General features: G+C 56.9%; 7 protein-coding genes. 2 read left to right on the top strand and 5 right to left on the bottom strand.

Annotated features, from left to right (window positions below; translation table 11 throughout):
- Window positions 1-214 precede the first annotated feature (214 nt).
- Window positions 215-1,606 carry a sensor histidine kinase gene (locus B9H04_RS16735; RefSeq protein ID WP_080508783.1) on the top strand — a complete coding sequence of 464 codons (1,392 nt, stop codon included), beginning with the start codon at window positions 215-217 and terminating at the stop codon, window positions 1,604-1,606.
- Between the two features lie 34 nt (window positions 1,607-1,640).
- Here B9H04_RS16735 and B9H04_RS16730 read toward each other — a convergent pair whose 3' ends face one another.
- From B9H04_RS16730 to B9H04_RS18890, 3 genes are all read right to left on the bottom strand, one after another.
- Complete coding sequence (locus B9H04_RS16730; protein WP_080508784.1) at window positions 1,641-1,913, bottom strand: hypothetical protein; 273 nt, start codon at window positions 1,911-1,913, stop codon at window positions 1,641-1,643.
- 303 nt (window positions 1,914-2,216) lie between these two features.
- On the bottom strand, window positions 2,217-3,563 hold the full coding sequence (locus tag B9H04_RS16725; RefSeq protein WP_049933146.1) for a hypothetical protein: 1,347 nt from the start codon (window positions 3,561-3,563) through the stop codon (window positions 2,217-2,219).
- 421 nt (window positions 3,564-3,984) lie between these two features.
- A complete protein-coding gene (locus B9H04_RS18890) occupies window positions 3,985-4,149 on the bottom strand; it encodes a hypothetical protein (protein WP_155120059.1) in 165 nt (54 codons plus the stop codon).
- Between the two features lie 511 nt (window positions 4,150-4,660).
- On the opposite strand from B9H04_RS18890, the gene B9H04_RS16715 reads away from it, so the two are divergent.
- Window positions 4,661-5,698 carry a sensor histidine kinase gene (locus tag B9H04_RS16715; protein WP_049933144.1) on the top strand — a complete coding sequence of 346 codons (1,038 nt, stop codon included), beginning with the start codon at window positions 4,661-4,663 and terminating at the stop codon, window positions 5,696-5,698.
- Between the two features lie 93 nt (window positions 5,699-5,791).
- Here B9H04_RS16715 and B9H04_RS16710 read toward each other — a convergent pair whose 3' ends face one another.
- Complete coding sequence (locus B9H04_RS16710) at window positions 5,792-6,364, bottom strand: response regulator (RefSeq protein WP_049933149.1); 573 nt, start codon at window positions 6,362-6,364, stop codon at window positions 5,792-5,794.
- A gap of 202 nt (window positions 6,365-6,566) precedes the next feature.
- Window positions 6,567-7,355, bottom strand: a complete 789-nt coding sequence (locus B9H04_RS16705; RefSeq protein ID WP_248648680.1) for a DUF4097 family beta strand repeat-containing protein — start codon at window positions 7,353-7,355, stop codon at window positions 6,567-6,569.
- Window positions 7,356-8,051: the final 696 nt, after the last annotated feature.

The raw sequence follows: 8,051 nt of genomic DNA, 5'->3' as shown, positions 1-8,051 counted from the left end.
AGTCCACCACATCGACGCTGTGGGACTACCCGTGCCCGAAAGGTGTGGTAGTCCGGTGATCGGACTGGAAACCTGAAACTCCCACCGCTCGGGATTCCTCCGCGTTTACGCGGAGGAGGATGTCAATCTCGCGTATACGACTCAAACGGACCGCCGCGAGCGGCTATTGTTGTTCGTGCTTGTTCCATTCGGACTACTGTACACTGGTGGAACCATGTCCTCTACACTAGTCTCACTAATACTTGATAACCTCCCAGCTGGGTTCAGCGAGATGCTACTTCCTCTCCTACAGTTCGCTATATCAATCTCCTTCTTTGTAACTGGATCAATCGTGCTGCTCAGCCTTGGACAGTTGTGGCGAACGCTACACCGATATCAGCACGTCTCAACGCGATTGACACTAGGTCTAGCGGTGATTGTGCCGCCGGTATGGTTCGCAGAGAGGTTCTTCATCGCCTTGGCTGAGACTCCGCTAGCGAGAGCAGCCATTCCCGTCCCGTTTGTGATCCTGTCGACGTGTACAGCGTGGCTGGCAGTCACCCGATTCGGGCTGTTTGAGGAGATACCAGCGGCCTTGGCCGTCGCTCGACAAGACATCGTCGCCGAAATGCCAGACGCGGCCATCACAGTCACGGATGGACATTCTATCCTTGACTGGAATGCTGCTGCAACAGATCTGTTTGAGCGGGAGTTTAATACAGTAGTCGGTCAGGACCTTGCCACCATACTGCCGGATACATTCGACATCAAGCGGTTACTCGCGGGGGGACAGACAACGTGTCGGCTGCCAGGCAGCGATCGCGTGCTAGAAGCCTCATCGAGCCGGATTACCGACAGCGACGACCGCACACTTGGGCACACCCTGATCTTCCGCGATATAACAGACAGCCGACAAAATGCACGTCGTGCGGAGGTTCTGAGTCGCGTGCTTCGGCACAACATACGAAACAGGGCTGACGTGGCAATCGCGCACCTTCGACAGTTGACCGACAGTCCCACTCCCGACACGGCGGACAAGATAGCGACGACGGTCGAGGAGGAACTGTCGGCGTTGCGTGATCTTGGAGGTACTGCCCGCGAGATAGAGTCAGTGTTACAGGCCGACAAGCGTACGGGTAATCGGTCCGTCGAGGAACTCATCCGTCACGCCATCGAGGAGGTCCAGCACGCAGAGGTCGTCAACGATGGCCACGAGTGTGCTGGTGGCGTCTCGTCCGTCCCCGTCGTGATAGACACACCACCGGCAGAGACACGCGCTAACGGGGAGATTCTGATACCAGTCATTCGTGAGCTGGTGTCGAACGCAGTCGAACACGGGGGGTCCGCTCCGGAGCCGCATGTCAGCGTACGGGTGAAGGAGACCAGCGATACCGAGGGAGTAGATCAATGGTGGATCGATGTCGCTGACAGCGGCGCCGGGATCAGCAACCACGAGGTAGAAGTGTTCGAAGACGCTGAAGAACAGCCACTACAGCACGGCAAAGGCCTCGGGCTCTGGCTCGTCTGGTGGGGCGTCGACCGGCTCGGCGGAGAGGTCTCGTTCGATATCGACAGGGGGACGACCGTCACCGTCGAACTGCCGGGATCGCTGCTCAGCTACGAGTAATATTCTCTGACTAGTTGCGGTCAGTACAGGCCACTCAGAAACTGCCCATCGCAGAGAGTATTGTTCCGAGAAAGGACAGACAGGCGGAACCAGCCAACACGAGAAGGACGATAGCAGAGGTAGTAAACTCCTCTGGGTCAGTTCGAAGCAAATCGTAGCCGGCAGTGGCAAGCATTCCAGCTCCACCGATCGCCATGAGCAGTATCGGGATACTACGATCGCCAGCGATGAGCGAACCTACCGCTGGCCCCCCTATTGAAGCTCCAATTACGACGAATGAGCCAGTGTAGATGTACAGATCTTCCATAGGTGGTATAATGACACGTGACTAATTGTAGTTTGGATACGATGTCCGTCTTGTTACCTTTACGGTTCTCATCGACCGGCTGTTTTAGATAAACATCTATCGAGCCTGTCATACAATAGTTCTCGATGGGTATAATTTGCAGTCTAGAGATTGAACAGAACCGTTGAATGGAGGAATCACGGTCTTAGGAGTGAATTTAGGGCTGTATAATCCTCAGGTAGAGGGCGTGAGACGTATTCTATGACACGCTGATCTATCTGAAGAATAGGGTCTCAACAAAGCCGGTGAAGTCGTTACGGCTCGTCACGAATGGGAGCTGAGCAGTTCACCGGCACGCTCGGGATCCGGAACGAATGCGATCGATGACCTCGGTTCCTGGGCGGAGTCGCCGTCCTTAGAGTTGTAAGTCCGATCGAAAAACACCGTTCCAGCGTCCAGCCAGAGCGGACTTCCGAACAGCCCACGCTCGACCGAGACGTCCCGGACACCGTCGTATGACGCCGACCACTGTGGTCGTCCGAGGTATCGGTCGTACGCCACCACTTTGGACTCGTAAAATTCGTATTCGACGCCGCCGAGCGCCAACAGCAAATGTACCGCGCTTATTGTCGAGAGGCTTCCAACGAGACCGAAGAAAATCGCAGCCAAGCTCGCGGACACGACGATAGCACCGTCCAACAGGGCATAAAGGGCGAGAACGATCAACCCCGCTATACCCACCCGTATCGTGAGCTGTCTCCAGTGGCCGAAGCGGTTATCGACGACACCACCAGTCGTCATCGCGTTCACCACTCCTGCGGCGAGGATAGAGGAGCGAACCGGCGCCATCGTCTCGCGAGGTTCTCCATCCGGGATCGACGACTGAGACGGAACGGGTACGTTCTTTTCCGGTTCGGAGTCCAACCACCCTTGAGATATTGTTTCATCGTTGCGGTCGGACGTCGAGTCCGACTGCCAGCCCTCGGGGCGAGCACGCGCCGCGTACCAACCGTAGGCGAGCCGAGACACGATTAGCACGGACGCGGAAACCGTCATCCCAGCACGTGTTATCTCCAATCCCTCGCCGGAGAGGGTCGTAAGCGTCCACCGAGAGACGAGCCATAACAGCCCACCGTAGACAGCGAATATCAGTACTCGCTTCCGGGGGACGACCGCCGAGGCAGAGGTGATCTCGTGGCCCTCTGAGGCCACATATGCCCGCAGCACCAGCCACGATTTCGTCGCTGCCGCGACGAGACCCCCACCTAATAAGGGCAGTGTAGCCGGCGAGCGCCACAGCTCTCTGGGGATGTCGACGGCGGCGACGTACGCCGTTGTGCTCGCTGAAAAAACAAGTATGAACACGGCTCCCCAGACCACCGGAATGTTTCGAAGGTGAATTCCCGGAAGGCGGTCAGTAACGGCGATTGATCCACGCTTGTGGGATAGAAGCCGGAACGGACGTTGAAAAAGAGTCGACTGACGATCCGGTTCGGGCTGCGAGAGCAGCTGTTGTACCGTTGTCCGGAGGGTCAGAAAGAGAAGATCAATCCAGTACAAGACGGCGACGGCTAGCAGCGAGAGGTGTCCGTACAGGAGGACGAGCACTGCGGCGACGGCCTCGACGCAAGCTGACCCGAAGAGTATTCTGCGATCCCCGATCAGACGCATGGATGGCATGACCCGAAACGTTCGAAATCGCGTACAGACCCGCGTTGGCGGGTGACGTGTGAGTCGGGCGTAACGCGCGATATCGGTCGAACGAGCAAGCGAGTGGCGGCATCGTTACTCGAATGCGCACCGACAGACGTGTCGTCGGTGGAGGGTGTCCTGATACCAACGACGGGGTCACAAAACGGTACAGCGATACTGGACAGCAAGTCGGGGGTGAAGGGCGCTACCGGTAACGCGTCTCGCACGGACAATCATAACTCGACGAGTCAAAATAAGTGTGGGGGCATGTCTCGCGACCCGAAACATCGAATTGTCCAATATGACGAGACCCTGCGAATTTTCCTTACACGTGAATTTAATCCCACTGTGGGTGAACCCCACGACTTTAGCCGTGAGAAGAGGTCAGAGCAGCATCTGATCACTCTTCTTTTCGACTAATAAGCTGTGGAATAAGCACACCAACGACAATCACAACAGCGATAGTTATCCATGTGGGCAAGTCGGTGAAGCTACTCATTGACACGAGAAGGATAACTGTAGCTACCCCAAGCAGAATCATCACCTCATTTTCGTGCGAGATCATACCAGTTGAGTAGCGATTGGCTGAGAAATACAATCATTCTACCGGGTATGATTCTAATTCAGAAACACGCCAGTATCAATATATAATCGCATACTGATGGTCTGGTATGTCGCAATCAGCGAATGTATTCCGCAGTCCGGTCGTCCGTTGGGGGATGCCCGCTATGACGGCCGCTATTATTGTAGCTATCGCGTTCCTCGTTATTGAAGATCAGACACTTAGATTAGCGATGTTGGGGGTTGCCGTCGCTGACTTCCTTGTCACGCCACAGATACTGAAACGCGCTGCTCAGAGCGCATAGCTGGCTCCCAACAAAAAGAGGGTCACTTGATTATAAGAGCTAACATAAAAAAGAGTGTTTCTGGCCTAGAAGCAAGAAATAATGTTAAACAGGTAGCCGGGCCAAAGTGATGATAGGTGTTGTATCGGGTGGTGGTCCAACCAGTTACCATGCGTACTCGCACGGAGAAACGGGCGCGGTAACAATGCCAAATAGAGATGTGAGCAACCGATGAGTGATGGTCGTCACACGGCGATTCCGTTACGTGAGTTTCCAGACCCTGCGCTCGCATACACCGTCGACGGTGACGATGCTCGCGTGACCGCCGCAAATGACGCCTTCGAGCGGCAGTTCGAACAGGAGCTGGTGGGCGGACGCGTGTCGACGATATTCGACCGGTTCAACAGCTGCGATACGACCGGTGACCGGGAGCCAGTCTCGCATCTCGTCCGCGGCGATCGGATCGGCATCCGGCTGGACGGATACGGCAACCGAGGCCCGTTCTTCGCTCGCGTAATCCCGTCGGATGACGACACCGGGTACCTGGTGTTTTCAGACCTCCGCGAGTGTCCCGACGAAGGCTATTCACCGGGTGTTGATCAAGTGAGCAGCGTTATCAGCCACGACCTTCGGAACCCGCTCGACGTCGCGAAGGCCCACCTCCGGGCAGCAGAGGAGACCGGCGATCCCGAACACTTCGAGTCGGTCGCAGACGCACACGATCGGATGGAACAGATTATCCGTGATGTCCTAACGCTGACGCGCGACGAGGCTGTCGTTCAACCCACAGAGGAGGTCGCAATCGAGACCGCTGCGAGAGACGCGTGGGAGTCGATCGATACCGAACAGGTCGAACTGACGGTTTCGGAGTCGCTGCCGACGGTTACCGCGGACTCCGATCGGCTCCAACGGTTGTTTGAAAACGTGTTCCGAAATAGCGTTGAACACGGTGTCTCAACCGATGAAACGGGTAGCGAACAAACCACAGAGTCACCAGCAAACGGCCATCCGGGCGCCCGAGGCGAGCAGACAGGCGAGAGCGCGACTGTAGTTGTTCACCCACTGGAAGGGGGGTTTTATGTCGCAGACGACGGCCCGGGAATCCCGCCCGCGAAGCGTGACGTCGTCTTCACTCCCGGATATTCAACGCGGAGTGGTGGGACCGGCCTTGGCCTAGCGATCGTCGACCGAATCGTCGAAGCACACGGCTGGAATCTGACGCTCACAGCAGCGGATGACGGCGGTGCGCGGTTTGAAATTATCTTTTAATTGACGGGGGAGCCACCAGAGGCCTCCTTGACTGGTGTAGTTGGGAGACGAGTCGGGTCAACGATCAGCCCGGGTCGCGGCTCTTGCCGGAGATCAGTACCCTTCGCGCTCAATACCGGTGAACTGATCTAACAACTCGTCTGCGTCGGGAAGTAGCCGACAGATGCGGTCCCGCAAACTGTCGGCCTGCTTGTCAAGCGACGAAAACTGATCGTGGTCCTCGAGACGGTCCTGTGGCAACTCAGCGGCGATAACCGCTCGCTTCGATTCGACTCCGAAGTACTGACCGAGGAGTTCGTATGCGAGGACCTGACACTGCTGGTCGACGGCGGCTCTGATATCTTCACGGTCGACTGGTTTACAGAGGTAGTCGTCGAACGGAAGTTCGAGAAGTTCTAATCCCGGGTCGATGGCGGTCACCATGATAACCCGAGTGTGAATGTCGTGCTCGCGTAGCTCACGGAGGATGTCGTCACCAGATCGATCCGGCATGTGCCGGTCAAGGAGAATTACATCCGGCGGGTCAGACTCGTCGACCGCAGACAACGCCTCGGGACCGCTGTAAGTGACTGTGACATCAGCCACTGCGTCCAGCCGGAGGGCGTACGCGTCGGCGACCTCCTTCTCATCGTCAACGAGCAGCACCCGCGGCCTGTCAACATACATGTCGGCCGTCACGTGGTGTTAGTACTCACTACAGCATTTAATAACCCGGCTTCTAAGACAGTTTCTAGTGGGTGTACACGCCGGGCGACGGTCTGCTTGGTTTCTCCCCATCCCGAAGAGATGACCTTCTACTGGCTACGTGTCACCGACCGGGGGGCGGGGCGGAGGCGAGCTGGGATCCCCTCATCACCCGTGGGAGCGCTCAGGCGCGGATTGTGATATCACCGTCGTCCGTTCTCGCGGTCAGTCGGCTGGTACCTCGTTCGACGGTAGCGTGTAGCTGTGTCTCCGTTCGTCGGTGAACGCGGAACTGTGGGGCTTGCTTCGGCACAGAGAACTCACCAGTGCTAGTGTGAGCAGAGAGGGTCGCGCTGAGCTCCTCACTGAGCCGGAGCAACAGATCGCCGGCAGACGACTCAACGAGAGCGTCGTCGGCCACAGCGGGGACATCGGCGGTGATATCTCCGGTCTGTGTCTCCAACGCTGCTACGCGCATTGGGTCACGCACCTGAATCGTTCCCTCCAAAGTCGTTGCGGAGAGGCCGCCTTCGGTCCCATCGACAGTGATGTCTCCTTTCGTTGACCGAGCGGCGACCTCACCGCGCGCGCGATTGACGGACACGTCACCCTCGGGAGCCTCCAGTGTCGCCCCGTCGGTGACTCTGACGCTCGTCACGTCCCCATGATTGGTGTGAAGCCGATGAACCGCGACGCTGGGTGGCACTCGGAGCTCTAGGGCGACGCGGCCACCGCCTAGACCGAGTAACTGCGGTTCGTCAGTTGTGATCTCCAACCGATTCTCGACGATCTGTACACTGGTGTCGAGCTCGTTGAGGGAGACGCCGCCGGTGGCGTGTTTCTGCGAAACGATTTTGATATCGTCACGAGGCTCACCGATGAAGGCGATATCGCCCGTAGCCTCAGTCACGCTGAGGGCCGCGACTCTGGACGGATCGACCGTCCGAGTATCACGGGTCTGTTCTCGTTCCATTTGGCGGACGGATCCGCACCCGGCAAGAACGCTGCCCACACCGACACCAACCGCACCCAGCAGTCCTCGGCGTGTCGAAATGATGTCCGCGAGTCTACGTTCGGTCATGGTGGTAACCGATCGGAGCAGGGAGGGGATCACGGCGCAGGGGAGCGGTTGGCGATCCAACGCACAGCGGGTTCTCTTCGGCACGGGAACGCGAGGACCAGTCGGAAGGCCACATACAATAGCCGACATTCATCACTACAATCAAATATAGAATCGTATCCGTTTCTGGGCCTGAAACGGTCCCGAAATGTCATACAAGATCTGTCGGTTTAAGATGACTTTCCGAGCGTCTACGGCCATCATGCGAAATATCAACGTCGTCAAGCGTTGGCGCTGGCGACTCGTTTTGTGCGGTAGCAGGTTGAACAAACGGAACAAAGGCACTTGTCGTAATCACCACCGCTAAGAACACGGCACTAGTCGCTTGCTGTTAGGGGTCTATTTTGAGAATACCTAATTACTATACAAACCAAGATTTTTCTTATTAAACGACACTCATAACGAGTGTGACAGGAATCACCGGTTGTGATCTGCGATTAAGAGAAGTGAGTCTAGTGTAGCAGGTTTCAGCTGTCGTGAGTGATGTACTCAGCCTCCCAGTCGGCTCTCGCCTGGATTTCTCTTTCGCCGCGGCGGGTGAGTGAATAC

Origin of the sequence: Halorubrum ezzemoulense DSM 17463, assembly GCF_002114285.1 — an archaeon.
In the GTDB taxonomy this organism is placed as follows: Archaea; Halobacteriota; Halobacteria; order Halobacteriales; family Haloferacaceae; genus Halorubrum; species Halorubrum ezzemoulense.
The sequence above is the reverse complement of the archived record's forward strand: the minus strand, read 5'-3'. Positions and strand labels throughout refer to the sequence as shown.